The sequence below is a fragment of the Burkholderia sp. DN3021 genome (assembly GCF_049805555.1).
In the GTDB taxonomy this organism is placed as follows: Bacteria; Pseudomonadota; Gammaproteobacteria; order Burkholderiales; family Burkholderiaceae; genus Burkholderia; species Burkholderia pyrrocinia_C.
Genome location: NZ_JBNCAB010000018.1, coordinates 1 through 25,684, shown reverse-complemented (window position 1 = coordinate 25,684; position 25,684 = coordinate 1). Strand labels below are relative to the sequence as shown.

General features: G+C 63.5%; 27 protein-coding genes and 5 pseudogenes. 31 read left to right on the top strand and 1 reads right to left on the bottom strand.

The window, feature by feature from the left end; genetic code table 11:
- Window positions 1-75: 75 nt before the first annotated feature.
- The 30 genes and pseudogenes from ACPUER_RS11730 to ACPUER_RS11585 form a co-directional block, all read left to right on the top strand.
- Complete coding sequence (locus ACPUER_RS11730) at window positions 76-663, top strand: hypothetical protein (RefSeq protein ID WP_425131149.1); 588 nt, start codon at window positions 76-78, stop codon at window positions 661-663.
- A gap of 285 nt (window positions 664-948) precedes the next feature.
- Entirely contained in the window at window positions 949-1,077 is a 129-nt protein-coding gene (locus ACPUER_RS11725) for a hypothetical protein (protein WP_425131148.1), read from the top strand.
- 90 nt (window positions 1,078-1,167) lie between these two features.
- Window positions 1,168-1,737 (top strand): annotated as a pseudogene (locus tag ACPUER_RS11720) (MarR family transcriptional regulator).
- Window positions 1,664-3,685 (top strand): phage terminase large subunit family protein, encoded by a 2,022-nt coding sequence (locus ACPUER_RS11715; RefSeq protein WP_425131238.1) that lies wholly within the window; start codon window positions 1,664-1,666, stop codon window positions 3,683-3,685. The pseudogene ACPUER_RS11720 and the gene ACPUER_RS11715 overlap by 74 nt, the downstream one beginning before the upstream one ends.
- Before the next feature lie 9 nt (window positions 3,686-3,694).
- Window positions 3,695-3,901, top strand: a complete 207-nt coding sequence (locus ACPUER_RS11710) for a phage head-tail joining protein (protein WP_011657129.1) — start codon at window positions 3,695-3,697, stop codon at window positions 3,899-3,901.
- A complete protein-coding gene (locus ACPUER_RS11705; RefSeq protein ID WP_425131147.1) occupies window positions 3,898-5,385 on the top strand; it encodes a phage portal protein in 1,488 nt (495 codons plus the stop codon). The genes ACPUER_RS11710 and ACPUER_RS11705 overlap by 4 nt, the downstream gene beginning before the upstream one ends.
- Before the next feature lies 1 nt (window position 5,386).
- Complete coding sequence (locus ACPUER_RS11700) at window positions 5,387-6,457, top strand: head maturation protease, ClpP-related (protein WP_425131146.1); 1,071 nt, start codon at window positions 5,387-5,389, stop codon at window positions 6,455-6,457.
- A gap of 30 nt (window positions 6,458-6,487) precedes the next feature.
- A complete protein-coding gene (locus ACPUER_RS11695; RefSeq protein ID WP_425131145.1) occupies window positions 6,488-6,832 on the top strand; it encodes a head decoration protein in 345 nt (114 codons plus the stop codon).
- An 81-nt stretch (window positions 6,833-6,913) separates the two neighbouring features.
- Window positions 6,914-7,909 (top strand): major capsid protein, encoded by a 996-nt coding sequence (locus ACPUER_RS11690; protein ID WP_425131144.1) that lies wholly within the window; start codon window positions 6,914-6,916, stop codon window positions 7,907-7,909.
- 1 nt (window position 7,910) lies between these two features.
- The gene (locus ACPUER_RS11685) at window positions 7,911-8,201 is read left to right on the top strand and encodes a head-tail joining protein (RefSeq protein ID WP_059546359.1); all 291 of its coding nucleotides are present in this window, start codon (window positions 7,911-7,913) and stop codon (window positions 8,199-8,201) included.
- 2 nt (window positions 8,202-8,203) lie between these two features.
- Entirely contained in the window at window positions 8,204-8,734 is a 531-nt protein-coding gene (locus tag ACPUER_RS11680; protein WP_425131143.1) for a phage tail protein, read from the top strand.
- On the top strand, window positions 8,724-9,248 hold the full coding sequence (locus ACPUER_RS11675; RefSeq protein WP_425131142.1) for a hypothetical protein: 525 nt from the start codon (window positions 8,724-8,726) through the stop codon (window positions 9,246-9,248). The genes ACPUER_RS11680 and ACPUER_RS11675 overlap by 11 nt, the downstream gene beginning before the upstream one ends.
- Window positions 9,249-9,251: 3 nt before the next feature.
- A complete protein-coding gene (locus ACPUER_RS11670; RefSeq protein ID WP_425131141.1) occupies window positions 9,252-9,932 on the top strand; it encodes a phage baseplate assembly protein V in 681 nt (226 codons plus the stop codon).
- A gap of 99 nt (window positions 9,933-10,031) precedes the next feature.
- Window positions 10,032-10,193 (top strand): hypothetical protein, encoded by a 162-nt coding sequence (locus ACPUER_RS11665; RefSeq protein WP_368042323.1) that lies wholly within the window; start codon window positions 10,032-10,034, stop codon window positions 10,191-10,193.
- The gene (locus tag ACPUER_RS11660; protein ID WP_425131140.1) at window positions 10,193-10,528 is read left to right on the top strand and encodes a GPW/gp25 family protein; all 336 of its coding nucleotides are present in this window, start codon (window positions 10,193-10,195) and stop codon (window positions 10,526-10,528) included. Before ACPUER_RS11665 ends, ACPUER_RS11660 begins: the two co-directional genes overlap by 1 nt.
- Window positions 10,525-11,421 (top strand): baseplate assembly protein, encoded by an 897-nt coding sequence (locus ACPUER_RS11655; RefSeq protein ID WP_425131237.1) that lies wholly within the window; start codon window positions 10,525-10,527, stop codon window positions 11,419-11,421. The genes ACPUER_RS11660 and ACPUER_RS11655 overlap by 4 nt, the downstream gene beginning before the upstream one ends.
- Window positions 11,411-11,989 carry a phage tail protein I gene (locus ACPUER_RS11650; protein WP_425131139.1) on the top strand — a complete coding sequence of 193 codons (579 nt, stop codon included), beginning with the start codon at window positions 11,411-11,413 and terminating at the stop codon, window positions 11,987-11,989. The genes ACPUER_RS11655 and ACPUER_RS11650 overlap by 11 nt, the downstream gene beginning before the upstream one ends.
- Entirely contained in the window at window positions 11,977-12,597 is a 621-nt protein-coding gene (locus ACPUER_RS11645; protein WP_425131138.1) for a hypothetical protein, read from the top strand. The genes ACPUER_RS11650 and ACPUER_RS11645 overlap by 13 nt, the downstream gene beginning before the upstream one ends.
- Window positions 12,598-12,638: 41 nt before the next feature.
- Window positions 12,639-14,192 (top strand): phage tail protein, encoded by a 1,554-nt coding sequence (locus tag ACPUER_RS11640; protein WP_425131137.1) that lies wholly within the window; start codon window positions 12,639-12,641, stop codon window positions 14,190-14,192.
- Window positions 14,193-14,205: 13 nt separating this feature from the next.
- Window positions 14,206-14,967, top strand: a complete 762-nt coding sequence (locus tag ACPUER_RS11635; RefSeq protein ID WP_425131136.1) for a tail fiber assembly protein — start codon at window positions 14,206-14,208, stop codon at window positions 14,965-14,967.
- A gap of 79 nt (window positions 14,968-15,046) precedes the next feature.
- Window positions 15,047-16,216 (top strand): phage tail sheath subtilisin-like domain-containing protein, encoded by a 1,170-nt coding sequence (locus ACPUER_RS11630; protein WP_425131135.1) that lies wholly within the window; start codon window positions 15,047-15,049, stop codon window positions 16,214-16,216.
- Window positions 16,217-16,226: 10 nt separating this feature from the next.
- Window positions 16,227-16,730: a phage major tail tube protein gene (locus ACPUER_RS11625; protein WP_425131134.1), complete on the top strand. Its 504-nt coding sequence runs from the start codon at window positions 16,227-16,229 to the stop codon at window positions 16,728-16,730.
- Between the two features lie 108 nt (window positions 16,731-16,838).
- Entirely contained in the window at window positions 16,839-17,141 is a 303-nt protein-coding gene (locus ACPUER_RS11620; RefSeq protein WP_425131133.1) for a phage tail assembly protein, read from the top strand.
- A gap of 80 nt (window positions 17,142-17,221) precedes the next feature.
- A pseudogene (locus ACPUER_RS11615) lies at window positions 17,222-19,670 on the top strand (phage tail tape measure protein).
- A 12-nt stretch (window positions 19,671-19,682) separates the two neighbouring features.
- Window positions 19,683-20,561 carry a phage tail protein gene (locus tag ACPUER_RS11610; protein ID WP_425131132.1) on the top strand — a complete coding sequence of 293 codons (879 nt, stop codon included), beginning with the start codon at window positions 19,683-19,685 and terminating at the stop codon, window positions 20,559-20,561.
- Window positions 20,536-20,742: a tail protein X gene (locus ACPUER_RS11605; protein WP_069227262.1), complete on the top strand. Its 207-nt coding sequence runs from the start codon at window positions 20,536-20,538 to the stop codon at window positions 20,740-20,742. The genes ACPUER_RS11610 and ACPUER_RS11605 overlap by 26 nt, the downstream gene beginning before the upstream one ends.
- Window positions 20,743-20,751: 9 nt before the next feature.
- Window positions 20,752-21,800, top strand: a pseudogene (locus tag ACPUER_RS11600) (phage late control D family protein).
- A 75-nt stretch (window positions 21,801-21,875) separates the two neighbouring features.
- Window positions 21,876-22,160: a phage holin family protein gene (locus ACPUER_RS11595; protein WP_089484279.1), complete on the top strand. Its 285-nt coding sequence runs from the start codon at window positions 21,876-21,878 to the stop codon at window positions 22,158-22,160.
- Between the two features lies 1 nt (window position 22,161).
- A complete protein-coding gene (locus ACPUER_RS11590; protein ID WP_425131131.1) occupies window positions 22,162-22,728 on the top strand; it encodes a glycoside hydrolase family 108 protein in 567 nt (188 codons plus the stop codon).
- A 294-nt stretch (window positions 22,729-23,022) separates the two neighbouring features.
- Window positions 23,023-23,451: pseudogene (locus ACPUER_RS11585) on the top strand (recombinase family protein); the annotation flags it as partial.
- 858 nt (window positions 23,452-24,309) lie between these two features.
- On the opposite strand, the pseudogene ACPUER_RS11580 reads toward ACPUER_RS11585, so the two are convergent.
- Window positions 24,310-25,305, bottom strand: a pseudogene (locus ACPUER_RS11580) (ISAs1 family transposase).
- A gap of 279 nt (window positions 25,306-25,584) precedes the next feature.
- On the opposite strand from ACPUER_RS11580, the gene ACPUER_RS11575 reads away from it, so the two are divergent.
- On the top strand, window positions 25,585-25,684 hold a 100-nt coding region (locus tag ACPUER_RS11575; RefSeq protein ID WP_425131236.1), incomplete at its 3' end, for an ESPR-type extended signal peptide-containing protein.

The following is a 25,684-nucleotide window of genomic DNA, read 5'->3' as shown; positions in this document are numbered from 1 at the left end:
GCATGTCGCAGGCGCGCACCTCTGCAAGCCTTTTCCCTTGGGACATTGAGACATTAGGACGAATAGGAGAGAGTCGTGATCGATTTGATGGAGCGGGCAGGCATCGCAATGAGCGTTCGTGGTCAGTTCACCGACCCGATTGCCGATCCTAAAGTTACTTTGGGCGCACTCGCCTTTGCGAACGATCTCGGTCGGTTGCTGGTTCGGATCAAGGCAGGGCAGGAGACGAAGCCAGCAACGATCCGCAAGGCGACGTTGTTGTTTGCGCAGATGATCCGCTTGTCGGGCCGTTTCAAGCGCAGTCGGTTCACGGGCCTGAAGCGTGACGAGCGACGCGATCAGCGTGCAGGGCATGACGTCGAGCGTGCCAAGGTTGATATCGTCGAGCGCTTCGCGTTGCGCTTGCTCGACGAATGGATCAACGATCAGTGCGTGCGGTGCGAAGGGCGCGGCATCGTGCGGCGAGACGGCCGCTACATTTGTCCGGATTGCGCTGGCTCGGGCAAGCGCCCGATCGACGAACCAGCGCGTGCGCAAGCGATCGGCGTCCCGCTTGATGAATATCGCCGGCACTGGTCACGCCGTTTTCACGACATGCACGCGCTGCTCGATCACGTGAATGGATCGGTGTCCGACACAATGCGCCGCCAATTGCGAGAATGAAACGTCTTCCATTCCAAGAGCGGATCGCGTAAACTTCGGACATCCTTTACCGCGTCACTGGATATTCGCTGGCACCGCGCGTTAGTCGTGCAAACCTCTCGGGACATAAGAACACATAGTGGAGCCCGTTAGGTCGTGTGGGGGCGTTCGTCCCTACGAAATGAATTCTGAAGCCCTGAGTGCGAAAGCCCTCGGGGCTTTTTGCATTGGGGCGCTGAAATGCGAATCGAGTCGACGAGCGCCGGGCCGCATGAGGTCTGGTCGACGTGGGATGAAGATCGAAGCATGGGGCGCGTGAGCGCGCGGTGCTTCGTGTTTGACGATGCGATGGACCGCATCGTGTGGGCGATGGACCGGGCGGACGACGGCGCGATCGCGGATGTCGTGATCGGGGCGGGCCTGCCCATTTTCTGAGCAGGCGGGGACCCTGTAGGCGACCTGACATGCGGGGCTGCAGACCCGCGTTTTTTCTCTACTGTCGAATCTCCATAGGGGGTCATATTCATGCCGACCCAACAACAGATCGCCGAGCATCTCGACCTCGATCAGTCGGCCGTTTCGCGGTTTGTCGACAAGGTCCAGATCGATTATCGCGCGGCGACGCTCGACGCGATCCGCATCGCGTATATCCAGCACCTGCGCGAAATGGCCGCTGGCCGCGCGAGCGGCACCGGCATCGATCTGGTTGCCGAACGCGCGAAGACCGAGATCGTCGAGCGCGAGATCAAGCTGCTGACGCTGGCCGAGAAGAAAGGCCAGCTCGTCAACGTCGCGCAGCTCGAACAGGCGTTCGGCCAGATGGTCGGCGCATTTCAAACGGAACTGCTGGCGCTGCCCGACAAGCTCGTTCAGGAGCTGGGTGCACTGTACGACGTCGAGGTCGACGTCGAGTGGTTGAACGAGCATATGTATGGATGCCTTGAGCAGCTATCTCAATACGATCCAGACCGTCCACGCGGTGATCCGCCGGATTGCGCTGTTGCTGCGCCCGCCTGAACGGATCGGCACGACGGACTGGGCGCGTCAGTACCGGCGCATGAGCGCGAAGGCGACAGCCAGTCCCGGCCGCTATAACCCGAACATCATGCCGTGGGTATTCGGCATGCACGCGGCGCTCGACGATCCGCGCGTACAGAAGGTCGTCTGCATGAAATCCGCGCAGGTCGCGTGGACGGACGGTGTGCTGCTGAACTACATCGGCCGGCGCATCGACGTCGACCCGTGTCCGATGATCGTCATGTTCGCGAAAGAGAAGTCGGCGAAGAAGTTCAACCTGGAGAAGTTCGAGCCGATGGTCGAGGTGACGCCTCGCCTCGCTGCCAAGGTGCCGGTTCACGCCGGCCGCGACAAGAACAACCTGTGGGATCACAAGACGTTCCCGCGCGGTTTTCTGAAGTTCATCACGTCGAACGCACCGGACGACGTGAAGTCGACTCCGGCCCCGGTCGTCGCAGTCGAAGAGCCGGACGACGCGAACACCAACGTGCGCGATCAAGGGGACTCGATCACGCTGCTGGAGGAGCGCAACAAGAGCTATTCGGATAGCCGCCGCAAGGTGATTTTCGGGGGCACGCCAACCGTCGACGGCTTCTCGCGAATCCAGCAGGCGTTCGAGTCGTCGGATCAGCGCGTCTATCTGGTGCCATGTCCGGATTGCGGCGAAGAGCACGAACTGGCGTGGGAGAACGTGACCTGGTTGGAGGGGGCCGAAGTCGAGCACGAAGTGTTCGGCCGGGCGCAGCCCGAGACCGCGCGTTATACCTGTCCGCACTGCGGCAGCCTGTGGGACGACAACGCGCGCATTCGCGCGGTGCGGCGTGGCAGGTGGCTGGCGACTGCGCCGTTCTACGGCGTGGCCGGCTTTCGGCTGAACGAGCTGGTATCGCCGTTTCCCGGCTCGCGCATGGGTGAGCTGGTCAAGAAGTGGCTAACCGCCGAGCGGGCGCTGTGCGCGGGCGACGACACGAAGATGCGTTCGTTCGTGAACAACACGCAGGGCCGGCCGTACAAATACAAGTCGGACTTGCCGGAGCTGGACCGACTGGCCGAACGGGCGCTGCCGTACGCGTCATTCACCGTGCCGTCGCGTGGGTTGCTGCTGACGATCGGCGTCGACGTGCAGCACGATCGCATTGCGATCGTCATCCGCGCATGGGGCCGGGGCGAGGAAAGCTGGCTGGTGCTGTGGGACGAACTGCACGGCAACGTGCTGGAGCAGGGCGAGAACCCGCTAGTCGGCGGCGTATGGGGCGCGTTGACCGAGCTGCTGACGCAGGCGTACCGGCACGAAAACGGTGGTGTCGCGCGTATCCGCGCGGCATCGATCGACTCGTCGGACGGTTCCACGTCGGACGCCGTATACAAGTATGTGCGTGCGGCGCAACGGGCCGGCCTGAACGTGATGGCGATCAAGGGCAGTACCGACACCGGTGCGGAGATTTTCAGCGTACCGAAGGCGTCGATCGACTCGACGCGCAACAACAGCAAGGCCGCGAAATACGGCCTGCGTCCATTTATGGTCGGCGTCAGCAAGGCGAAAGACCTGATCCTCGACAACCGGCTGAAGCTGGACGGCGACGGGCCGGGGCGGATGCACTGGTATCGCGACGTGCGCTCGGACTATTTGAATCAGGTCACGGCCGAGGTCAAGGTGCCGGGCCGGATCGGTGGCAAGCGGGTCTGGCAGAAGAAGGCTGGTGCGCGTAACGAGGCGCTCGATTGCGAAGTGTATGCGCTGCACGCAGCGCGCAGTCTCAAGACGCACCTGCTGACCGAGCAGCATTGGTTGCTGGAGCAACACCGCATCTCGCAGGTGTCGTTGTTCGATGCGGTGCCGGTGATCGAGGCGTTGCCGCTCGCGCATCCGTTCGAGCAACCGCCGGACCCGCCGGACGAATCGGCAGTCGAATCGGCCGCAGTCGTTCAGGCGACACCGCAACTACCCGAAACCCCGCCATCGAGCGGGGTTTCGCGCATTCAGGGCCGGCGTGTCGGTCGTTCGACGTACCTGAAGCGCCGTTAGGAGAAACACATGGCATACACGATGGCGGACCTGCAACGCATCCAGTCGGCGATTGCGAAGGGCGAGTTGGAGGTCCAGTACGCGGATCGCAAGGTGCGTTACCGGTCGATTGCCGAGCTGCGCGATGCGCAGACCGAGATCATCCGCGCACTGGACGGCGCGACCGGCCGCTCGCGGCTGATTCGCCTGCGTCATGCCGGCAAGGGGGTGCGATGAGCCGCGCGTATCCGGTCTTGGCGCAGCGCGGTTTTGTCGTACCGACACGGCTGAAGGCGGCGGCATACGAATCGGCGGGCACACGTGGGGCGCGGGCGAAGTCGTGGCAGGCGTCGAGCGCCGGGCCGAATGCGTCGGCCGTGCAGAACCTGCCGCTGATGCGGCACCGCGCGCGTGATGCGATCCGTAACGACCCGTGGGCGAAGACAGCGATCCAGCGGCTGGTGTCGAACACGATCGGCACCGGCATTCAGGCGCACCCGCAGCACCCCGACGCCGAGGTGCGTCGCGCCCAAAAGCAACTTTGGGACGACAGCTCGGGAGAACTGGACGTGGACGGCGTGCACGACCTGTACGGCTTGCAGACGCTTGCCGCGCGCGCGTTTTTCAGCGACGGCGAGGTGCTGGTGCGCCGTCGCCTGCGTCCGCCGCACGCCGGGCTGGCGGTGCCGATGCAGATCCAGTTGCTCGAAGGCGACCTGTTGCCGGTCACGAAGAACGAGCCGGTTCCAGGCGGCGAGATCATCAACGGCGTCGAGTTCAACGAAGACGGCGAGCGCATCGCGTATCACCTGTTGCGCCGGCATCCGGGCGAGTACAACCGCTATGCCGGCGACGCGGTGCAGACGGTGCGCGTGCCCGCCGACGAGATCGCGCACGTGTTCCATGGGTTGCGGCCCGGTCAGGTACGCGGCGTGCCGGAGCTGTCGACGGTGCTGTTGCGGCTGCATTCGCTCGATAACTTCGACGATGCGGTGCTGTTCCGGCAGGAGGTGAGCAACCTCTTCGCGGGTTTCATCGTGAAGCCGCAAGCCGAGGTCGGGCCGCTTGGCGATCCGGTCTCGGGTGCGCCGATCGACTTCGACGTCGACGGCTTCTCTCCGGTCGTGTCGCTGGAACCGGGCGCGATGCAGGAACTGGCGCCGGGCGAAGACGTGAAGTTCGCAACGCCACCCGGTGCGGGGGCCGACTACGCGCCGTTCATGCGCCAGCAGCTGATGGCTGCAGCCGCGTCGGTCGGCATGCCGTACGAAGTGCTGACCGGCGACCTGCGCGACGTCAGCGATCGCGTGCTGCGCGTGTTGCTCAACGAGTTCCGGCGCTCGATCGAGCAGTTGCAGCAGAACGTGTTCATCCACCAGTTCTGCCGGCGGATCTGGCGCTGGTGGGTCGACGCATGCGCGCTGTCCGGCGCATTGCGGATGCCGAACTATCACCGCGCGCGGCGCGAGTACCTGCGCGTGCGGTGGGTGCCGCAGGGCTGGCCGTATATCCACCCGGTGCAGGATGTGTCGGCCAAGCGTGCGGAGATCCGGGCGGGGCTGACGAGCCGCACCGGCGCGATTCTCGCGAAGGGCGAGGATCCGGAGCAGGTCGACGACGAGAACGCAGCCGACCAGCAGCGAGCGCAACGGTTGGGGTTGCAGTACGACACGCACGCGGCGGACGACACCGATCCGCTCGCGCACACGAATGGGGAGTGAGATGAAGCGCAATCGTAAGTGGTGGGATATCCGGGCGCAGGCGAACGCGGCCGGCGAGGTCGAGATCCGGATCTATAACGAGATCGGGTTTTGGGGCACGGACGCGCAGATGTTCGTGACGCAGCTCGACGCAGCAGCGGCCAACGCTTCGGCGATCGTGGTCGCGATCAACTCGATGGGCGGCGATGTGTTCGACGCGTTCGCGATCTATAACGCGCTGCGGCGGCACCAGGGCAAGGTGAAGGTGCGCGTCGATGGCGTTGCGGCGTCGGCCGCATCGCTGATCGCGATGGCCGGCGACGAAATCGTGATGCCGGAGAACGCGCTGCTGATGATCCATAACGCACATACGGTGACGGCCGGCGAAGCAAAAGACCTGCGACGCGTTGCCGACCTGCTCGATAACGCGGGTGACGGCATCCTCGCCGCGTATGCGGCCAAGAGCGGTCAGTCGGTCGACGAGATTCGGGCCATGATGGACGCCGAGACGTGGCTGACGGCGGCGCAGGCGAAGGACAAGGGATTCTGCGACACGATCGAGGCGGCGGTGAAGCTGTCGGCGTCGGCCAGCTCGACGGCGCTGCTTGCGCGCTTCTCGGCGGTGCCCGAGGTCGTGCGGGCACTCGTTGACGCGGAGGAGCCGACCGAGCCGAAGGTTGATCCGGTTCCTGAATCGAAGCCCGATCCGCAGCCGGTGCCGCCGGCACCGGGCGTGTCGGCGCTCGCGTCGCACGTGTTTGCGGCCTGCCGTGACGCGAGTCTGTCGCACTGCGCCGAGGCGATCGTGACGGCGACCGGCCTGAAGGACCGGGCAACTGTCGACGCGGCGATTGAGCAGGCCGCGGATATCGCCGGCATTTGCCTTGCGGCGAGCGTGCCGGATCTGACCGCGCAGTTGGTCGCGGACGGACTGACGCCCGATCAGGTGCGCGCGCGGCTGTTCGAGCGAGTGACGGCGTCGCAGACGCGCATCAATCCCCGCGCTCAACCGACAGCGCGAAACGAGCCGGCCGTGGTCGCGAATGCGCCGCGCGCGGCGTCCATCTACGCGGCTCGCAAGAGCGGCAAGTAACTTTGACGAAACCCGAGGAGGGGAACACTCATGTCGAACGTGAAGGTACAGGGCAGCCAGACGGCGGAATTTCTGGTGTCGGAAGGCAACGGGCAGATTTCGCGCGAACACATCGTGGTCAAGGCGGGACCGGCGCTGCCGGCCGGCCAGGTGCTCGGCGTGACGAGCACCGGCGAGTACGCGCCGTACGACAACGCGGCGAACGACGGATCGGAGGTTGCCGCAGCGGTGCTGTACGCGCCGTTGTCGGCATCCGACGCCCCGCGCTCGGCAACGGGCATTGTGCGGCTTGCCGAGGTCGCGGCCGCACGCCTGACCAGTCTGGATGCCGCCGGCCGTAACGATCTCGCCGAGCGTCACGTGATCGTGCGCTGATCGCAGCACACGCCACCTGAAGCACACCCAAGGCCACGCACTGCGTGGCTTTTTTGTATCCATTTTCCTGTTGGAGGTTGTATGGCGGACATCGCCCTGTTTCAAGATGACGCGTTCTCGCTGTCGTCGCTCACCGCAGCGATCAATGATCAGCCGCATGTGCCCGGCCGCGTTGGTGCACTCGGTTTGTTCGAAGAGGATGGCATCACCACGACGACGATCCAGATCGAGCGCGACGGCGACACCCTGTCGCTGGTTTCCGCAGGCGAGCGTGGCTCGCCGTCGGCGATCGTGGTCGGCAGCAAGCGCAGCATGATCCCGTTCAACACGGTGCACCTGCCGCAGCGTGCGTTCGTGAAGGCCGACGAGATCCAGAATCTGCGCGCGTTCGGTTCCGAAACGGAGCTGGAGGCGCTGCAGACCGTGGTGAACCGGCGTCTGGCGAAGCTGCGCCGCCAGCTCGACGCGACGCACGAGTTTCATCGCATCGGCGCGATCAAGGGCGCGGTGCTCGATGCGGACGGCAAGACGGTCCTGATCGACCTGCTGAAGTACTTCGGCATCGAGCAGACTGTGGTTCCGTTCGAGCTGGGCAGGGCCGACACGGAAATCCGCGTGAAGTGCGCCGAGGTGCAGGACGCAATCGAGGATGCGCTCGGGGCGACGACGTACACCGGCGTGCGCGTGCTCTGCGGCCGGGCATTCTGGAACAAGCTGATCGTCGCGAAGACGGTGAAGGAAACGTATCTCGCGACCGCGATGGCGGCATCGCTTCGCGGCGATGCGCGCGACGCATTCGACTTCGGCGGCTGCACGTTCGAGCGCTATCGCGGTCGCGTCGGCGACATCGGCTACGTGGCCGACGACGAGGCGTACGCGGTGCCCGAAGGCGTGCCCGAGCTGTTCATCACGCGCTTTGCGCCGGCCGACTACGTCGAGGCGGTCAATACGACCGGCTTGCCGTACTACGCGAAGCAGGAACTGGCGCAGTTCGGCAAGGGCGTCGACATCGAGGCGCAGTCGAATCCGGTGCACCTGTGCACGCGCCCGAAGGCGATCGTCAAGCTGAAGGCGTGACATGGCGTTCCGGGATTTGATCGCGGACGTCGATGCTGCGGTGCTACGCGATCTCGGTGACGCGGATATCACGATCGACGGTCGGCCGGTCGACGGGATGTTCACGTCGCCGTGGCTTGGGCCTGATCTCGGGACGCAGCGCACGCAGCTGGTTGCCCCCGTCCTGCATATCACCGACGCCGACGCGGTCGACGTGACCGAGGGCAGCATCGTCGTGACGCCGAGCGGACGCTATCGCGTCTTCGAGCTGCACCCCGATGGGACGGGCTGGACGATCCTGATTCTGAGGTGACGATGGATCTGCTGAAGGTCGAGATGGACGTGAAGGGCGTGCTCGAAGCGCTCGCGGGCCTGCCGCCTGCCGCGATGCAGGCGGCATGGCGGCGCACGCTGCGCAAGACGGGAGCATGGATCAGGAGTCAGACCGCGAAGGAGGTCGGCAACGCGACCGGGATCCAGCAAAAACTGCTGCGGCAGCGGATGTACTTCTTCATGCGGTCGCTCGATACCGGCAAGGTGTGGCTTGGGTTGAACCCGATCGAGGCGCACCGGCTCGGCTCAGTCCGGCGCACGAAGAAGGGGATGCGGGCGGGCAAAACGCTGTTCGAGAGCGCATGGCGCAAGACGAACCGGCAGCCCGACGGGCCGATTTATCGGCGCATCGGCAAGGCGCGCACGCCGTTCGAGGTCGTCAAGGTCGAATGGTCGCAGACGGGCGATCCGGCGTTTCGCCGGGCTGCCCGAGCGTGCGAAGCACGGCTGATGACGGTGCTGCGGCAAGAGGTCAACTATGAACTGCAAAAGGCGGCGAACCGTGCTCGATAACCTGAAGCAACTACACGACGGCGTCGAATCCGGCTTGCGCGCAAAGCTGCCGGATCTCGAACGCATTCACGCGTATCCGAGGATCGGCAAGGCGATCGAGACGCCGTTTATCGCGATCGAGCTGTCGGAGCTGGAGCCGGGGCGCGATGACGGAACGGGCCGTGTGCCGCTGGTTGGACGATTGCAGGCGCGTGTGATCGTCGACCCGATCGTGCCTGGTGCCGAGCTGCTGGTGCGCGAGCTGTCCGCGCGTGTGCTGCAGGCGGTACACGGTGCGACATGGGATTTGCCCGTGACGCCCGGCAGACAGGTCGGCTCGGCGGGAGAGGATCCGTTTCGTCCGGAGCTCGATACGTATCTCGTCTGGCTCGTCGAATGGGAACACGAATTCGACCTGGGCGACGAATTCGAGCCGCCGGCGAAGGGCCGCACGGTGTTGTGGGGCGTTGATCCCGATACGGGACCGGGGCACGAAGACCGTTACTGGAATCCGGCGGATCACGTAGCGGGGTGAGATGTGAGCGACTTCGAGCTTGGCGAAATGGATCGCCGCATGGCGTGCCTGACGCAGTCGGCCGTTGTCGAGGCGGTCTCGTACGATCCGCCGCGCGTGAAGGTGCGCATTGGCGATTGGGTCAGCGACTGGCTCAAATGGCAGACCGGAGCCGCTGGCAAGGTCAGGCAGTGGCGTCCGCCGTCTGTCGACGAAGAGGTCGCGCTGTGGGCGCCGTCCGGGGATCTCGCAGGCGCGTTCGTCGCGCCCGGCTACTACACGGAGCAGCACGGCGGTTCTGGTCGGTCGAGTCCTGACGAGACTGCGACCGACTTCCCGGACGGCGCATTCGAACAGTACAACCATGCGACCCATGAATACGTGCTGTCGGTGCCGGCGGGTGGTCGGATCGTGTTTCGTATCGGGGGGACGGAGTTCGAGCTGAAGGCGGACGGTGCGCTGCTGCGCAGCGCGAAGCTGCTCGCCGACGTGCCGGACTCGACGTTCACCGGCAACCAGACGACAGAGAAATTGCTGACGTTCAACGGTGGCATGCAGGGCAGGGCCGGCGAGGGTGGCGGCGTCGCGATGAAGGTCGCGGGCGGCGCTGAATTTACCGACGACGTTGTCGCGACGGGTAAGTCGGTCAGCAAGCACAAGCATCGCGAGCAAGGCGACGGTGAACTGGTTAGCCCGCCAGTCTGAGCAAATCAAAGTGACTTTGGACCCCGCCCCGCGCGGGGTTTTTCGTTTGTGGGGGTGGTTATGGCGAAAGACACGCAGCAAAGCACGGCGACAGCGCCCGTGACGTTTATCGACACCGAGTTCCGCAGTCGCGTGATCGTGTTTCCGGATGGCTCGCACGTCGCCGTGCTGGCGGGCAAGACGGAAGTCACGCAGCCCGAGCACATCGCATATCTCGAATCGCGCGGGTGCTTCAAGCGCGTGCCGACGAAGGTGCAGTAATGGTCGCGCTGGTCGGCATGTGTTGCCATACGGGCCGGCTGATCGGCGGACTCGATCATCTGGTGCAGAGCATCGCGGACATTCTGGGCACGCGCAAGGGCACGCGCCGTGAGCGGCCCAACTACGGTTCGGATCTTCCGGCCATGGTCGACCTGCCCGTCACGCGCGGATGGATCTCGGCCGCGCAGGCAGAGGCCGCTCGCGCAATCGGCCGATGGGAGCCGCGCATCGCGCTCGATCGCGTGAACGCGCTGTCGGTTGTGGACGGCAAAGTAACTTTTCGGATCGCCGGTCATTACGACGGCGACGATGTTGTATTCGAGGTGACGATATGACAGCGATCGATCTGTCGGCGCTTGATCCGCCCGATCTCGTCGAAATGCTCGACTTCGAGGCCGCGTATCAATTGAAGCTGCAGCATTTCAAGAGCATCTATCCGGATTGGACGGCTGCGCTCGAATCCGATCCGGTCGTCAAGCTGCTGGAGCTGGCGGCATACGAAGAGATCCGGTTTCGTGCGCGCGTGAACGATGCGGGGCGTGCGGTGTTGCTGGCCTATGCGACGGGCGCGGATCTCGAACACCTCGCGGTGCTCTGGAATCTGCGGCGGGAGATTGTTGATCCCGGCGACCCTGAAGCGCATCCGCCGATTCCCGCGACAGGTGAGCGTGACGAACGGCTGCGATTGCGCACGCAGATGGGGATCGAGCGATCGTCGACGGCCGGGCCGTCCGGTTCGTATCGGTCACTCGCAATGGACGCGTCGGCCGACGTCGCCGACGTGCGCGTCGACCGTCCGGAGCCGGGCGTGGTGCGCGTGGTCGTGAAGTCGTATTCGAACGGTGGAATTGCGAGCGCTGCATTGCTCGACACGGTGCGCCGCGCGCTTTCGCCGGAAGATCGTCGGCCGCTCAACGACAAATTGCTTGTCGTGCCGGCGCGGCCCGTCAATTACGAGATCGTCGCCGATGTGTATGTCGGTCGCGGGCCTGATCCGGGCGTCGTGCTTACCGCACGACGGCAGGATCTGGATATCGCTGTTGCAGCCGGCGAGGGTTTGCGCGTTGGCATGCCGCGATCGGCCGTTACCGGTGCGCTTCATCCGAAGGAGTCGGGCGTCGTCCGTGTCGATCTGAAGTCGTCTGCGCTCGATGTTGTGTGCGCGGTCGACCAGTTCGCGCGATGCACATCGATCGTGCTGAATCCGAAGGTAAACGATGACGACTGAAGCGCTGCTGCCAACGAACCAGACGAGTCTTGAGGCTGCGCTCGCACAGGTGATGCGCCCGAGCGTGGACCCGGACGCGATCCGCACGCTGTGGGATGCGGACCGCTGTCCGGCCGCTTTCCTTCCGTGGCTTGCGTGGTCACTCGCGGTCGACGGGTGGGAACTGGCGGAGTCCGAAGACGCGCGACGGGCGCTGATCAAGTCGTCGCTGGCGATCTACCAGCGCAAGGGGACGCCTTGGGCGATCCGCGAGATCGTGCGGCGGCTCGGCTTCGGCGAGATCGACATTCAGGAGGGGCGACAGATCAAGCGCCGTGACGGGTCATTCAAGCGCAACGGTCGGTATCTGTACGGCGGTTTGACTGCTTGGGCCGAGTACATCGTGACGCTACGGCAACCGGTGACGCGCGATCAGGGGGAAAACCTGAAACGGGCTATTGAGCGCTACGCGCCGGCTCGCAGTGCGCTGGCATGGCTCGATTTTTCTGAGGTGGCGATTCGACACAACGGTGTCGCGACGCGCAATGGTCAATTTACGCGAGGGGTGATCGGTACATGGCCAATCTGAAAGAAGAAAGTAAGTGGGAGGACGGGGTCTATCAGTTCGAGACGTCGGACCCCGTACAGGGCGGCCCGGATGGGGTCGACAACGTACCGTCAAAGCAACTCGCGAATCGGACACGGCACCTCAAAGACCGGGCCGATGCTAACGACAAGCGGGTCGATGCGATTGGCAAGCAGGTCGACTTGCTCGGCACCGACAAGCTGCCGATTGCGGGTGGCGTTGCAATGAAGGGAGTGTTGAAGGCGAAGGCGGGTGCGATCACTCCGAACAACGCCAATAACGCCGGCTATGGATTCGACAACGATCCGGATACGGGCATGTTCTCGCCGCAAGACGGGTACCTTCAGATCGGGGCGCAGGGGGTTTCGCACCTCGAAGCCCAGGGCAACAACAGCTTCGTCGGACCGGCGGCTGCGAATGGTTGGCTTGCACTTATCTCTGGCGGTGCAGAGCGGATGCGCTTTACTCCCGAGGGGCGCGCGCTCTTGGGGACGACGGCTGACAACGGGCGCGATGGATTGCAGGTTGCATACCGGGCGTCGTTCGCAAGCGGGGTCCGTTCTACGGGGATGGACCTTGACGGAACTATGGGGGGCAGTATCGAGCTGTAGGGGGCAACTACGGCGTCATACTGCGCAACGACGACCGAGACTTGTATCTGTTCCAGACGAAGAAAGGTGATCCACTCGGGCCTTGGAACGACTATCGACCATTTGCATGGAATCTCGAAACCGGGGTGGTGCGGCTCGATGGAACGGGCTGCGGCACAGTATTCGGCGGTTACGCTCGGGTTGCCGGAAACGTGGAATGCGCAGGCGTCGGCTATTTCGGCGGCGGCGCAGGTAACGCTAAAACGATGGGCTCGGGCGTCACGCTCGGCGCCAATACGGGTGGCGACGTCGTCCTGCGGGCTGCCGGTGCCGGCAAGGATATGAAGATGTGGGACATTCAGTCGAACAACGAGAGCATGAGCATTCGTGCACTCGACGACGACTGGACGGTCGGCATCCCGGCCATTCGCATCATGCGCGTCAATCTCGGCACGTCGATCAAGACGCTGGAGCTTGTACCAAACACCGGGCGCGTGTTGTCCGGGGGCGCGTGGGATGACGGGCGTTCGTCGTTCCAAAACAAAGGTACGCTCAAGAGCATTAACTCGGCGGGAGCCCTCGTCGCCTCGAACGGAGGTGGTGCGGGGCAGACATCGCTTCATCTGATACGGGAGGGCGCACCGACTGACCAGAAAACGTGGGAAATGATCGCGGGCGCGGATGGCTCGTTGGCGGTTCGTACGGTCAACGACGCGTACAGCAACTCGCAGGCCGCGATTAACGTGACTCGTGGTTCGAGCTATTCGCTCGGCACGTTGCAATTGATGCCGCAGGGCGGGCGCGTCGTGGTCGGGAAGGTCGGCGACGACGGTTCCACGCAATTGCAGATCGGCGGCATGGTCACTGCCGTGTCGCCGCCGGCCGGCGACAACTCGAACAAGCTGATCACATCGGCATGGTTTGCGGCGGCGGTCGCCGACGTGCAGATCGGGCAGATCGTTTGGGAGGCTCGAACTGCGCCGCGTGCCGGTTTTCTGAAGCTGAACGGCACCGAGCTGAAGCGTGCTGACTATCCGCTGCTGTGGGCGTACGCGCAGGGCAGCGGTGCGATGGTCGCAGACGCTGATTGGGGCAAGGGTCGCCACGGTTGCTTTTCCAGTGGAGACGGCAACACGACGTTCCGGCTGCCGGATCTTCGGGGCGAGTTTATTCGCTGTTGGGACGATGCGCGCGGTGCGGATGCGCAGCGCCAGATCGGGAGCTGGCAGGACAGCTTGAATCGCTTACACGCGCACGGTGCGTCTGCCGCTGCTGTTGGCGACCACTCTCACGGCGCATGGACGGACGCTCAAGGTGTCCACGCTCACGGGGTCAACGATCCGGGGCACGCGCACAGTACGCGCATCGGTCGCGTCGGGGTCGTCGGTACGGGTTACGGTCAGGGCAGCGGCCCATATAACTGGGATCAGGGCGACAATTTTGGATCGTCGGGCTCCGGCACGGGGATCTCGATCGCGGCAGACGGCAACCACGCGCACAACGTCGGAATCGGCGCGGCCGGCGCTCACTCGCACACGATCAGCGTCGCCGTCGACGGCGGCAACGAAAGCCGCCCGCGCAATCTTGCGCTGCTCGCCATGATTCGCGCTTACTAAATCGAGGTAGAACATGCTTTGCAATCAATACGACAACCTGACGGGGCGCTACGTGGTGAGCTTTCTCGCCGAGCGCGATCCGATGAGCGCGGACCGGTATCTCGTGCCGGCCTTTTGCACGCTCACACCGCTTCCCGATGTGCCGACCCGTTCCTGGCCCTTCTGGATTGATGGGAAGTGGGTGGTGCGTCCTGACTATCGCGGCGTGCGCCTGTATCGAACCGATACGGGCGAACCCGGCGAGATCACGGTCGCCGGTATCAGCCCGGACGGTGAAGGGCTCACCGAGTTGCCGCGTCCGTCCGACGAGTACGTCTGGCGAGATGGCGCGTGGATCGTCGACGAGGCGATTGTCGCCGAACGGGTGCGAGCCGCTGCGATGACGGACTTCTACGTGCGCATGGAAAAGGCGCGTCAGCAGAATCTCGGCAAGATGGACGCGCGAGCAGCGGACCTGCTGTCTGACGTCGAGGAGGCGATGTTTGACGCATGGGCCGCATATCAGGTCGCACTTGTGCGCGTGGTTGATCTGCCGACCTTCCCCAAGGACATCGTGTGGCCTGACGAACCTGATCCGGCCGCCGTGCTGGTCAAGGTCGAGGCCGAACGGGCGGAGAAAGCTGCTCGCGAAGCCGAGGAAGCCGCTCGGCGTGAGGAGGAGGCCCCCCGTGTTGATAGCGCGGACGAAATGGCAGCCGACGCTGCATCCACAACGTCAGCCGACAGCGCAAGCGTCAGCGATACCGCGCCGGCCGTTGAGGTCGACACAAAGTAACTTTCCCGGCGCGATAACACGCCGTCCCGTTTTCGTAAGCCGCTCAATCGAGCGGCTTTTTTCATTTCCGGAGATCCGCATGGCAGCGACATCCTTTTTTCACGGTATCACGACGACCATCGTCGACAGCGGCCCGCGTACGATTGCGGTGCCTTCGTCGTCGGTCGTTGGCATGGTCGACACTTACACGCCCGGGCCTGATCTGGCGCAGCCGAATGTCCCCGTGCAATTGACCAGCCACGGCGAAGCGGTGCGAGCGTTTGGGGAGAACAGCGCGATCGCACGGGCTGCCCGCGCAATCTATGCGCAGAGCAGCGCGATTGTGATCGCGGTTGGTGTGCCGGCAGCGGCCGACGCGGCGCAGCTCACGTCGTCGATCATCGGTGGCGTTTCGGCCGGCGGTGCCCGTACCGGCATGCAGGCGCTGCTCGACGCGAAGTCGCGCTTCAATGCGCAGCCGCGCTTGCTGATCGCGCCCGGTCATTCGTCCAAGCAACCGGTCGCGACGGCGGCCGACTCGCTCGCCGGCAAGCTGCGCGCGGTCGCCGTGATCGATGGTCCGAATACCGACGACGAGGCTGCAATTGCGTATGCAAAAAATTTCGGCAGCAAGCGCCTGTACATGGTCGACCCTGGCGCTAAGGCATGGAACAACGCGACGAACGGCGACATCTCGCTGCCGGCGTCGACGTACGCGGCGGGGCTGTTCTGTCAGACCGACGCGAAAATCGGTTTCTGGGCGTCGCCGTCGAACAAGGAGATCGTCGAGATCACGGGAACCGGAAGGCCGATCGAATACCTCGACGGTGACGAGACGTGCCGCGCGAACCTGCTCAACAACGCGAACATCGCGACGATCATTCGCGACGGCGGCTATCGCCTGTGGGGAAACCGCACGCTGTCGGCCGATCCGAAATGGAAGTTCGTCACGCGTGTTCGGACGCTCGATATCGTGATGGACGCTGTCCAGGCCGGCCACAAGTGGGCGGTCGATCGCGGCATCACGGCGACGTACGTCAGCGACGTGACCGAAGGTCTGCGGGCATTCTTGCGCGACCTGAAGCGTCAGGGTGCCGTGATCAATTTCGAGGTCTACCCGGATCCACAGTTGAACACGGCGAGCCAGCTCGAAGACGGCAAGGTGTACTGGAACATTCGCTTCACCGATGTCCCGCCGGCAGAGAACCCGATTTTCCGCTTCGAGGTCACGAATCAGTGGCTGACCGAAGTGCTCGATAACCAGATCTAAGGGAGGGACGATGATTCCGGAAACGCTGTACAACTGTACCGCGCATATCGACGGTCGCGGTTACGCGGGCCGTGCGACGAGCATGACGCCGCCGAAGCTGAAGATCAAGACGGACGACTTCCGTGCGGGCGGGATGGACGCGACGGTCAAGATCGATCAGGGCATGGAAGCGCTCGATGCGTCGTTTTCGATGTCGACGATGGAATACGAGGTGCTGCGCTTCTTCGGGCTGGTGGATCAGGGGGCGTTCAACGGCGTCTTTCGCGCGGTGTTCATGGACCGTAGCGGCAAAGCGAAGCCCGTTGCCGTCTATCTGCGCGGCATGCTGTACGAAGTCGATCCGGGCGACTGGAAGCCCGGTGACAAGGTCGAGGCGAAATTCAGCGTGGCGTGCGACTACTACAAGCTGGAGATCGCAGGCGCGATCGTGCATGAGATCGACCTCTTCGCGTGCAAGCGCGTGATCAACGGCGTCGATCAACTCGCCGAAGTCCGTAAGGGTCTCGGCATGTAACTGCAACGCGGCCGTCACTCGACGCTAACGCAGCAAATTCGGCAGCAAAGCTACTTTATTCAATCAATGGCGAGCCGATGGCTCGCCATTTTCTTTTCAGGAATCGCAATGGAAAAGGTCACGATCCCGCTCGACTATCCGATCAAACTCAATGGCGTCGAATGCGACAAATTCACGATGCGCCGGCCGAAGGTGCGCGACATGCGCGGGGCTCAGAAGCTCGCGCCGAACGATGCCGAGCAACAGGAGCTGATCCTGTTCGCGACGCTCGCCGACGTTGCACCGGACGACATCGAAGAGATGGACATGGCCGACTACGAGCGCGTGCAGGACGCCTACTACTCCTTTCGATCCGTACGCAAGGCTGGACCGAAAGACGCTCAAGGCGCTGGCGAACCGGCTGGTGCGTGAGTTTGGCATGTCGCCGGCGTCGATCGACGAGATGACGGTCGACGACATGCTGTGGTGGTTGACGGATTGAGGGGGCCGGGATGGCGAAAGACTTAGCGCTTGGCATCGTGATCGGCGGGGCCGTGTCGGCGACGTTCGGTAAGGCAATCACCGACACGTCGTCGAAGATCGACGCGATGAAGAAGCGGGCGAACGACTCGCGGCTCTGGAAGCGCCAGATCGGCGAGACGATGCGCCTGCAGGACGAGTTCCGCCGGCTGCATTTGGCGGGCGACAGCGCGGCGGACGGGATTCGCCGCAAGCTGGACGGCAATTTGAAGTCGCCGCGGGACGCCGGCATCGAGGTCGATCGGCTCGACCGTGCGTATGCGCGGCTTGGGCGGACGACGCGCGGGCTGGATCTGAAGGCTGCGGGTTACGAGCGTCTGGTGGCCGGTCAGGAAGCCGGGCGCGGCGTGGTCGGCGACGCGATGAAGCTGACGGCAGCGGTCGCGGTGCCGGCGACGATCGCTGCGAACTATCAGGCGATCATTCGCGACATCGCGATCAAGGCCGGCATCGCGCGCACGCAGGAAGAGGCCGCAATGGGTGCGCGCATCCGGCGCGACGCCGGGGCGAACGGTATCGGTCGCAACGAGCTGGCCGACGCCGTCAACCAGATGGTTGCGGGTGGCATGGATCTGAATCGGGCGCTCAACTTCGCACCGCTCGTCGCGAAGTTCTCGATCGGGCAAGGGGCGACGACGGTCGAGACCGCGAAGATGATTCAGGCACTGCAGCAAAACGCCGAGATCGTCGACCCGAAGCAGATGGCGAAGGCGCTCGAAGCGATCGCGTATCTCGGTAAGGAAGGCTCGTTCGAATCGGTCGACATGGCGCGATGGTTTCCGGTGCTGCTCGCCGAGATGAAGAAGATCGGCATCACGGGGCAGGACTCGGTGACGCAGCTCGGGGCGATGCTCCAGGTGCAGATGAAGACGGCGGGCAGCTCCGACGAGGCGGCGAACAACCTCAAGAACTGGTTTTCGAAGATCGGCTCGGGTGAGACCGAGCGCAACTACGCGAAGGCCGGCGTCGACTATCAGGCAAAGATGCGCGAGGCGATCGGCAAGGGCTGGTCGACACTGGAAGCATCGTTCGTGCTCGCACGAGCGTACATCGAGCGCGTCGACCCGGCCAAGGCGAAGCAGCTCGCGACGGCGGCGAAGCAATTCAATTCGGAGATGGACCCGGCCAAGCGTCAGGCGCAGATGGCCGCGTTCGCCGAGACGATGAAGACCGGCGATTTGTTCAACGACATGCAGGTCAAGGCGGCGCTGACGGCTTACATGCAGAACGCGGAGCTGTACAGCAATCTGAAGCGCAACGCGCAGCAGGCGAGCGGCGAGATCCAGAAGGATCTGGAGGCTCGCCGCGAGACGTCCAAGCAGATCTGGAGCGAGGTCGGGCAACGATGGGACGACGCGATGCGCAGTATCGGCGACGCGCTTCGCCCGATCACGGATCGAGCGGGCGAGGTTGCGAAGGCGGTCGGCAGCGGCGTCCAGTCGGCGGCGGACGGTGCACCGAAGGCGACTGCAGCCGTCATTGGCGTGGCGGGCGCGGTGATCGCGGCGCGTGGCGCAAAGGCACTTTGGAACATTGGCCGGGGCGTGTTCGACATCGCGCGCGGCACGGTGCTCGCGCGTGGCGGTCGAGCAGCCGCAGGGCGGGCCGGTTCGGCGGGTGGCGTCGTGGGACGGGCAGTCGACGCACTCGGCGGGGCTGTCGGTGCCGCTGGCGGGGTGCAGCGCGTGTTCGTCGTGAACATGCCCGGCGGGGGCGTCGATGGTCGCGGGCTTGGCGACCTGATGGGGGGCGGACGTGCCGGCCGTGCTGCACGTCGTGCTGCAACTCGGGGCGGGCAGATTGGACGATTGGGGCGCGTCTTCAATGCCGGCCGTTCGCTGTTCGGCCGTGTCGCGCCGTATGCCGGAAAGCTCGCCGTCGCGGGCACGGTGCTGAAGTTTGGTCTCGCGGCACGGGAAGCGTACGCCGTCGCGTCGAGCACCGATACCAGCAAGGAGAAAGCGAACCGCTTCGCGGGGATCGCGGGCAGCCTTGCCGGTGGCGTGATGGGCGCGAAGGTCGGCGCGATGATCGGGGCGCTTGGCGGGCCGATTGGCTCGGCGGTGCTCGGTGTGATCGGCGGCGCCGTCGGCACGTTTGCCGGCGACAAGGTGTTCAGCGCGATCTCGCGCAAGGTGCTGGACCGCAAGCCGGACGAGACGCCAGCAAACGTCGCAGCGCTCGCGAAAGCGAAGGCGCTCGCGACAGACGGGGCGGCAGGCGTCGGCGCTCGACCGGAGCCGCGTATCGAGCAGACCAACACCTTCGCCCCCGGTCTTCCACGTGAAGATCGAAGCGAGCGATACGGACCTGGCTAACAAGTTCCTCGCGCAGGTCAGTCCGCAGTTGACGCGAATGATGGACGAGCACCAACGCAAGGCGAACAGTCGAACGGCCATGTTCGATTCGCCGCATATGTAACGGGAGGGCGCAATGGATGTGATTCGACAGATCACGAGAGCGGCAACGCAGGCCGGGATCGCGACCGAGCGCGTGCGGCAGATGGTCCGCATATTCGATCGGAATCGCGCGGCGAGCATGTCGACGGTCGACGTGCTGCAACGTCTCGCGACCGGCAATCTGAGCAGCGTGGCCGAGCTGTTGACGGGTGCGAAGGGGGCGCTCGCGGTGGCCGGCGATCTGTTCCCGCAGGTCGGCGCAGTGCTGCGCAGCTTCAACGCGACGCAGGCGTCGATCGGCTCGATTCTGAAGGCGGTCGACGGCTCGAATTTCCCCCTTGTGCAGGCTGCCGCTGACAGCGTGAAGTCGGCGCTCGGCGGGGCGTGGAATCAGTTCAACGCGGCGGTCGGTCTGAAGGACTCGGCGGTTATGGACGTCATCAAGTCGACTGGTGTCGGCTCGATGTTGTCCGGACTGGTCGACGGCGCGACGTCGGGCACGCCGCACCTGATGTCGATCACGACCGACGCGGGCGACGCGTTCCACTTCAACCTGTCGACGGCCGCTCACGACAAGCTGCGGCGGGCGACGCGGTATCGCGTGGCATCGCAGGAGCGTCTGAACCGTCAGGAGGCGCTGCAGGCGGTCAGCGAAGGGGGCGAGACGATCACGCTGTCGGGCGTCGTGTTCCCGTCGCTTGGGGCCGGTACGAAGCAGATCAACCGGCTGCGGGCGATCGGCGGGCGCATGAAGCCCGTGCAGCTCACAACGGGCGACGGCGAGGTGCTCGGCCGGTGGCTATTGCAGTCGATCGAGGAGGAGCAGGACGCGCTGCTCGTCGACGGCATGCCGCGCAAGCAAACTTTTTCGGTGGAGTTCGGCCGCTATGGCGAAGACTTTAAGAACGTCTGACGGCGACGTGCTCGACACGCTTTGCTTTCGGTACTACGGCACGTTGCAGGGAACGGTCGAAGCCGTGTACGACGCGAATCCGGGGCTGGCGGCTCGGCCGCAGCCGTTCCCGGCCGGCGTCGAGATCCTGCTGCCGGATCTCGATGCGCCGCGTGTTGAATCGGTCCAGCTCTGGACATAGCGAGGTGCGATGGAAGCGATTTTTCAGGTCGTCGCGAACGGCTCTGATGTGACCAAGGTCATTCAGGACCGCGTGCTGGAGATCCGTGCGGTCGACAAACCCGGTCTAGACGCAGACGAGTGCACGATCACGCTCGACGATCGCGACGGCCGGATCGCGTTTCCGCCGAAGGGCGCGACGCTGAAGGTGTCGATCGGTTGGGCACCAGAGGGGCTATCGATGCTCGGTGAGTACGCGGTCGACGAGGTCGGATTGCGCGGCCCGCCGGCCAGCGTCGTGATCCGAGGCAAGCCCGCGAACATGCGCGCGACGTCGAAAACGCAGCGATACGGGAGCTGGTCGAATGCGAAGCTGGCCGACATCGTCGGCGACGTCGCGCGCCGTAACAAATGGTCGCCGTGTGCGACGTCGACGTCGTCGTGCCGCGCATCGATCAGTTCGGCGAGAGTGATCTGCACTTCATCACGCGCGTGGCTCGCCTGTACGGTGCGACGGCGACCGTGAAGGCCGGCAAGCTGATCGTGCTGCCACGCGGCGGCGGCAGGAGCGCGAGCGGCAAGCCGCTGCCGATCGTCACGCTCGCGCCCGGCGACCTGATCGATTACGACATCAACTTTCCGGATCGTGCGAGCTTCGCGGCCGTTCGCACGAAGGTGCACAACCGCAAGACGGGCAAGAAGATCGATCTCACGATTCCGAATCCGGATGCGCCGCCAGGTGCGTCTGCGGTGCATACGGAGCGGCATGCGTTCGCGAGTCCGGAGGCTGCGAAAGCGGGCGCGGCGTCACGCTTGGCGACGCTCAATCGGCACACGTCGACGAGCCGGCTCACGATGCGCGGCCGGTCGGATCTGTCGGCGGAAAAGACGATCGCGCTGAAGGGATTCAAGTCTGGTGTGGACGGGGAGTTTTTGATCGAGTCGGTCGAACATACGTTCGCATCGCGCGGGTGGGTCACGGTCGTGACTTTGAATGGAGGGAACAAGGGGAAAGCGAAGGTCGGACACGGGAAGAAGAAGGGCAAGAAGATCGATCTGGTGGTGCCGGCGCCGAAGTAACGCCGCGCACTGTTATTTGAAGGCCGCTCACGGGCAACCGGAGCGGCCTTTCTTCTTATCGGGCAAGGGGAACCGATGCAAGACCACGAAAAGACGATTCTGGAGCTGATCATGATGGGCGGACTGATTGGCATTGCGAAGGTGTTGGTGGGCGGTGAACAACTGACGTTTCGGCTGGTGGCCGGGCGAGCGATGTTGGGATCCGCCACGTCGATGGTGGCCGGCATCGCGCTGTTGCAGATCCCCGATCTGCCGCCGATCGCGCTGCTAGGTCTCGGGAGTGCGCTCGGCATTGTGGGATCGCAGTCCCTCGAAGCGCTGCTGCGCCGTCATGCAAAACGGCTGTTTGGGGAGAAATGAGATGAAGACGATGTCGAAAATTGAGGCGTTGATCGGGTGCGAAGGCGGGTTCTCGGACGATCCGAACGATCGTGGGAACTGGTATCTCGGCAAGTGCGAGGGAACCATGTGGGGAGTGACGGCGGCGCAGGCGCGCACGAGCGGCTATACGGGGCCGATGCAGGCGTTGCCGCGGGCGATGGCCGTAGCGATCTACGAGGCGCGCTACTGGCGAGGGCCGAGGTTTGACGAGCTCGAGGCCATCTCATCGAGGCTGGCCGAGAAGCTGTTCGACATCGGCGTGAATGCGGGGCCCGTGACGGGCGTGAAGTTCCTGCAGCGTGCGCTGAACGTGCTGAATCAGAACGAAAAGACGTTCCCGGACATCTCGACTGATGGCCGCGTTGGCCCGATGACGATCGCAGCGTTGAAGGCGTTCCTGCAGGTGCGCGGCGCAGAGGGGCATGGCGTGCTGCTGGGGATGATTGCCGCGCAGCAGTCAGTGTTCTACATCGAGCTGGCCGAGCGGCGGCCGGAGAACGAGACGTTCGAGTATGGCTGGCAGCTCAATCGGGCGTTGGGAGTATGAACTGCGGCTCCCGAAAACGCTCACCGATCTTCTTGGGACCAGGCCGATTGACAGTCGGGAAGCACGCGATAGCGGCGCCCAAACAACGTCTCTGAGAGGTGGAAGCGGAATGCGACTCGTACGCGAATGAAAGACTGTTGTTTGGGTTTTGCATGGTGCTACAGGAAGGAGGGGCGCATGTAAATCGGTAAAGATCTAGTTTGTGTTCTCTCAATCTTAATATATTTTGTTTTTATTGATTCCGTCTGCGGAATAATTGATGTCAAGGATTCGTAATACTAAACAGAGTCGAACATGAAGATCGGCTATGCTCGGGTATCAACAGAGGAACAAAGTCTGGATCTGCAGCTCTTGGCCCTACAGGCCGCGGGATGTGACAAGATCCTATCGGACCATGGGGCTTCCGGGTCGCGATTCGATCGAGCTGGGCTACATGAAGCGCTGAGTGGTGTGCAGGCGGGCGATACCCTGGTCGTATGGCGTCTTGATCGACTTGGACGATCGCTGGGTCATCTGGTGGAGGTGGTCGGCGGTTTAGGAAAGCGTAACGTGGAGTTTGTTTCGCTGACCGAGAGCATCGATACGCGATCGCCGACGGGCATGTTGATGTTTCACCTGATCGCGGCGCTTGCTGAGTTCGAGCGCTCCCTGATTAGCGAGCGCACGCGTGCGGGGATGGCCGCGGCTCGTGCACGAGGCGCCAAAATCGGTCGTCCCAGAAGCGCAGCTTGACCAACGAAGGCGATCGCGTGGCAGAACGTTTCATCCAGGCGAGCCGCCAAAAAAACAGGGCAACCGAAGAGCACTTGATGCGATCGCGTACCGCCCGGTCGCCGTGCCACTCGCATGCAAGCGGCACGGCCAAGGCCCTGACCAAGGGGTTTGAGCATTCTATCCAAATATTTAAAAATGTATACATAAACATTACGAAATGCATTCAATTTGTTGCGATGCAAGCCAACACGGGAAGGGGCGGTCCCAGCGCCGAGCGGGGCACGGGGCGCGCCTCTCCTCTCTGCCCGCCAACAGCGCAGCTTATTCATGTGCGCCAGGTTTCTCTATTACGCAGATCGGATAGCCATTGGGAAGTTGCCCTCCTCCCAGGTCCAGACATGCATCGTCATAGGCAAAGCGCTCAAACATCCTTCCCCCGCAAAACCCAAGCAGAACGCATACGACCATAGTCAATACGGATAGGCTTCGTTTCATCAAATAACCGTTCAGAGCCTGAGGGGCCAGAGCGTGGCAAGACGATCGAAGCTGAACATGACGCGGCGCGCGGGATCGACGGTGCTCCGCGACAATCTTGAGCCGACAGACCGTGCCCTGTTCGCGCCTTGTCGTGCATGTCCAGTTGCAGACCAGCCCTGGTCGTGCCTTCTCAGCAAAAAAAACGCCGGACACATGTCCGGCGTCAACGAGGAGGAGACAGAGAGGTAGTTCAACAAACCACGACCCACGATCTACCGGTCCTTTCACCCCGACCGATCGTTACTGTCAATGATAGGCAGGATCGGGTTGCATGAGGATCAACAATCGTCAGGTGCATTCGCAATCGCCAGGGCAATCGCATGAAGAGCCTTACCAGCCAAGGAGTTCGGTGCGGTAAGGGTCACTGGTGGCGGCCTTCAAGCGTCGAATCTTGATGCCGGCCTTGGTCGACGTATCGCGCCGCAGCAGGTTCATGGTGATTCGACGCAGGATGGCGAAGTTCTGCGCCGCGTTGTCGACCCGCACCCGACACTGATCTTCGCCGAACGCGACATCGAGCACCCAGTGCATCGAATTCTCGATACGCCAATGCGAGCGCACGGCATGCGCGATGCGTGCCGCATCAGGCGGCAGGCTGCTCACGTAATAGCGGCACTCGACCGACACCGTGTCACCGATCTCGCGTATGGACTCGACCATCGCGATCGAGCGCATACCCGGCCAGAGCGCGACCGGACGCCATTTGCTCAGCAAGTCGCTGACTATGCAGCGACGCGTTTCGATCCGACCATGATCCTTCTCGACTTCTCGAAACTCGTTGGCGCAGACTGCCCGATCATCAGCAGGCAAGCGCTCGATCGCTTCAAGACTGGAGCGGATCTCCGCCAGCAAGCTCGGCTGATTTTCCTTGACCGCCAGCACGTAGTCGGCACCGTTCTCGACGATCTGTCGGGCGATTGCCTGCTGGCAGCCCATCGCGTCGATCGCCCCCTTGAGCAGCAACGCGTCGAGCAATTCCGGGATTGCCTTGATCTCATTGCTTTTGTCGGCCGTGCGGGAGGCAACAGCGGGCTCATCCAGCACATAAAACAGACTTCGAACTGGCGCGCATTGAACGCCGCGAACACCCGGCCGAAGGTGCCGTGTGACGCAATGCCATGTGGCAGTAGCGTATGGCGGCGCAGCCACGCCAGCTTTTTCTCGCCCCGAACCTGAATCGCCCCCCCAACTATCCGCGCCAGACAGAATGGCGCACAACGCGATCAGCAGCATGGACGTCAACTCGTGAGCAGGTGTCCGGCTGCGTGGGTCTCGTAAAAAATCGCCAAACGCGTCTGCAATGCTCGGAGGCTGCGCTTTCTCCATCCGATGCCTCCGCGAGAGATAGAAGTAAACGCTTGAATCGATTCAGCTTACACCTCTCCCGTAAGCCCTTGATTGCTAATGCCCCGTTATGCGATTGCCCTGTTTGAGGCATTTTTGAATCGCTCATCCGGGTCTTGATGCCACAGCTCGGGGGCCGGTGGATTGGCGCTTGATATTAAATAGTCGAAGGACCTGGTCGCGATTTAACAAATGTTGAGTGGTATTGGGAGGCGCGCTTCCCGAGAATGCTGGTTATCGGAATGGGCGGGGGCGCCCTGAATGTCTTTAGGGAACAAAGCGATGAACCAGCAAGCGTACAAGATTAAATTCAGCCGTCGGGCGGGCACGTGGGTGGCGGTGTCGGAGCTCACGCGCGGGG

Coding starts and splice junctions, on each gene's coding strand:
- ACPUER_RS11725 (WP_425131148.1), top strand. CDS start 949: ATGGGGCGCGTGAGCGCGCGGTGCTTCGTGTTTGACGATGCGATGGAC.
- ACPUER_RS11710 (WP_011657129.1), top strand. CDS start 3,695: ATGGCATACACGATGGCGGACCTGCAACGCATCCAGTCGGCGATTGCG.
- ACPUER_RS11705 (WP_425131147.1), top strand. CDS start 3,898: ATGAGCCGCGCGTATCCGGTCTTGGCGCAGCGCGGTTTTGTCGTACCG.
- ACPUER_RS11700 (WP_425131146.1), top strand. CDS start 5,387: ATGAAGCGCAATCGTAAGTGGTGGGATATCCGGGCGCAGGCGAACGCG.
- ACPUER_RS11695 (WP_425131145.1), top strand. CDS start 6,488: ATGTCGAACGTGAAGGTACAGGGCAGCCAGACGGCGGAATTTCTGGTG.
- ACPUER_RS11690 (WP_425131144.1), top strand. CDS start 6,914: ATGGCGGACATCGCCCTGTTTCAAGATGACGCGTTCTCGCTGTCGTCG.
- ACPUER_RS11685 (WP_059546359.1), top strand. CDS start 7,911: ATGGCGTTCCGGGATTTGATCGCGGACGTCGATGCTGCGGTGCTACGC.
- ACPUER_RS11680 (WP_425131143.1), top strand. CDS start 8,204: ATGGATCTGCTGAAGGTCGAGATGGACGTGAAGGGCGTGCTCGAAGCG.
- ACPUER_RS11660 (WP_425131140.1), top strand. CDS start 10,193: ATGGTCGCGCTGGTCGGCATGTGTTGCCATACGGGCCGGCTGATCGGC.
- ACPUER_RS11655 (WP_425131237.1), top strand. CDS start 10,525: ATGACAGCGATCGATCTGTCGGCGCTTGATCCGCCCGATCTCGTCGAA.
- ACPUER_RS11650 (WP_425131139.1), top strand. CDS start 11,411: ATGACGACTGAAGCGCTGCTGCCAACGAACCAGACGAGTCTTGAGGCT.
- ACPUER_RS11645 (WP_425131138.1), top strand. CDS start 11,977: ATGGCCAATCTGAAAGAAGAAAGTAAGTGGGAGGACGGGGTCTATCAG.
- ACPUER_RS11635 (WP_425131136.1), top strand. CDS start 14,206: ATGCTTTGCAATCAATACGACAACCTGACGGGGCGCTACGTGGTGAGC.
- ACPUER_RS11630 (WP_425131135.1), top strand. CDS start 15,047: ATGGCAGCGACATCCTTTTTTCACGGTATCACGACGACCATCGTCGAC.
- ACPUER_RS11625 (WP_425131134.1), top strand. CDS start 16,227: ATGATTCCGGAAACGCTGTACAACTGTACCGCGCATATCGACGGTCGC.
- ACPUER_RS11620 (WP_425131133.1), top strand. CDS start 16,839: ATGGAAAAGGTCACGATCCCGCTCGACTATCCGATCAAACTCAATGGC.
- ACPUER_RS11610 (WP_425131132.1), top strand. CDS start 19,683: ATGGATGTGATTCGACAGATCACGAGAGCGGCAACGCAGGCCGGGATC.
- ACPUER_RS11605 (WP_069227262.1), top strand. CDS start 20,536: ATGGCGAAGACTTTAAGAACGTCTGACGGCGACGTGCTCGACACGCTT.
- ACPUER_RS11595 (WP_089484279.1), top strand. CDS start 21,876: ATGCAAGACCACGAAAAGACGATTCTGGAGCTGATCATGATGGGCGGA.
- ACPUER_RS11590 (WP_425131131.1), top strand. CDS start 22,162: ATGAAGACGATGTCGAAAATTGAGGCGTTGATCGGGTGCGAAGGCGGG.